At 43.9% G+C, this 1482-nt stretch carries 2 protein-coding genes; both read right to left on the bottom strand.

The features are described 5' to 3' along the window. Positions 1 to 137 precede the first annotated feature (137 nt). Positions 138 to 758 carry a Uma2 family endonuclease gene (locus F6K40_RS40175; RefSeq protein ID WP_293145920.1) on the bottom strand — a complete coding sequence of 207 codons (621 nt, stop codon included), beginning with the start codon at positions 756 to 758 and terminating at the stop codon, positions 138 to 140. 315 nt (positions 759 to 1073) lie between these two features. Continuing rightward, a partial coding sequence (locus tag F6K40_RS40170; RefSeq protein WP_293145917.1) for a PEP-CTERM sorting domain-containing protein occupies positions 1074 to 1482 on the bottom strand: 409 nt, incomplete at its 5' end.

The raw sequence follows: 1482 nt of genomic DNA, 5'->3' as shown, positions 1-1482 counted from the left end.
GCAGCAGCTTTATCTTTTTCGTCAAGTCCTCGACGTAAGACTTCCCGAAAGGCTGCAACACCCTTGTGTTTCTCGGAAGTATGCTCGTAGTTGCTGGTTGTTCATCGACTTAATACTGGATTTAGGATTAATCATTGCTACCTTTTTTCACCTCCTTCATCCTCCAACTCTAAAACAACATCTTCATAAATAGCATTTAGCGATAACGCGATTCCCAAACTCATTAACTCAATCGTATCACCTTCACTGTAAGGAATGAATCGCCACTCTCCAACAGCATCCCGCCGAAAAATCTCAACCGTTTTGGTTTCAGAACTCACTAAAACATATTCTTGTATGGTTGAGAGACGACGGTACATGGCGAACTTACCACCGCGTTCGCGTAGCGTCTCCGAAGAAGAATCGTAAGCCTCCGTACTCGGAGAAAGCACCTCAATAATGACGCAGGGATAGCGGATGAATTCTCGGGCGGTACGATCGCGCTCATCGCAGCTAATGCTAAGGTCTGGATAGGTAAACGGTCCCTCGTCAGTAATGCCTACCTTGGCATCAGAGTTACGCACCTTGCAGCGCCCTCGTAACGGTTCTCGTAATAAGCTTGCTAAATTTAGGGCAATGTCTGCATGGGGCAACGTTCCCCCTGCCATCGCCAACACTTCCCCATTAAAATATTCGTAGCGTAGTGGTTGTTGGACTTCCCATTCCAAATATTCCTGTGGTGTTAAGTGGGGGATAACTCTGGTAGTAGCTTGTGTCATGGTATATTATCCAAAAAATATGTTTATATTTTAGGCGATAGATTTTCATCAAAAAGTAATTTCGTACGGATAGCGATCGCCAAGCTTTTCAGTTTAGGACAGGGTAGTACGGGAAACGTTCAAGGATAAGTTTAGTTAATCCTGTGGTACGTTCGCGCTTTGTTAACACACCTTACTGCTGTTGGTAGATTGGTTCCGCAAAGGGTTTTGGTGCGTTACGGAGGAGCAAACATTATCTATTTATAGATTGCTCCCCTGCTAACGCACCCTACACGACTGGCGATCGCGCTTCAGAATTCGATAAGTAAATATGAATCAGTTATTTTGGCCTTTTTTCTGCTGTTTTTTGCTTAACCCAGATGTCACCCCTAGCACGCCCACAGTCAGCAAGCCGATAAGTATAGAAGGTTCCGGCACAGGAGTAGTCGCAACAGCAGTAACATTTCCGTCGATTACCAAACCGGTGGGATTGTTAACAGTTCCCCAATTTCTTACATGAATACTCAGCGTATTTTCTCCCTCGTTGAAAAATGATTGATTGTCTGTTTCAAAACTAAAGTTAAAAGGATGTTGGAAGTGAGAATAGTCAGAGGTACTCGATTCACTAAACGTGAGGGGGTTGCCATTCAGTTGAATTCCATCTGCGAAAATCATATTGTCAACGCCCAATCCTGCTGAAAGATGATAAAAATTGCTCGCTGTGTTATCTAGGTCAAATTTGTAA

It is taken from the genome of Okeania sp. SIO3I5 (genome assembly GCF_010672085.1).
In the GTDB taxonomy this organism is placed as follows: Bacteria; Cyanobacteriota; Cyanobacteriia; order Cyanobacteriales; family Microcoleaceae; genus Trichodesmium.
The sequence above is the reverse complement of the archived record's forward strand: the minus strand, read 5'-3'. Positions and strand labels throughout refer to the sequence as shown.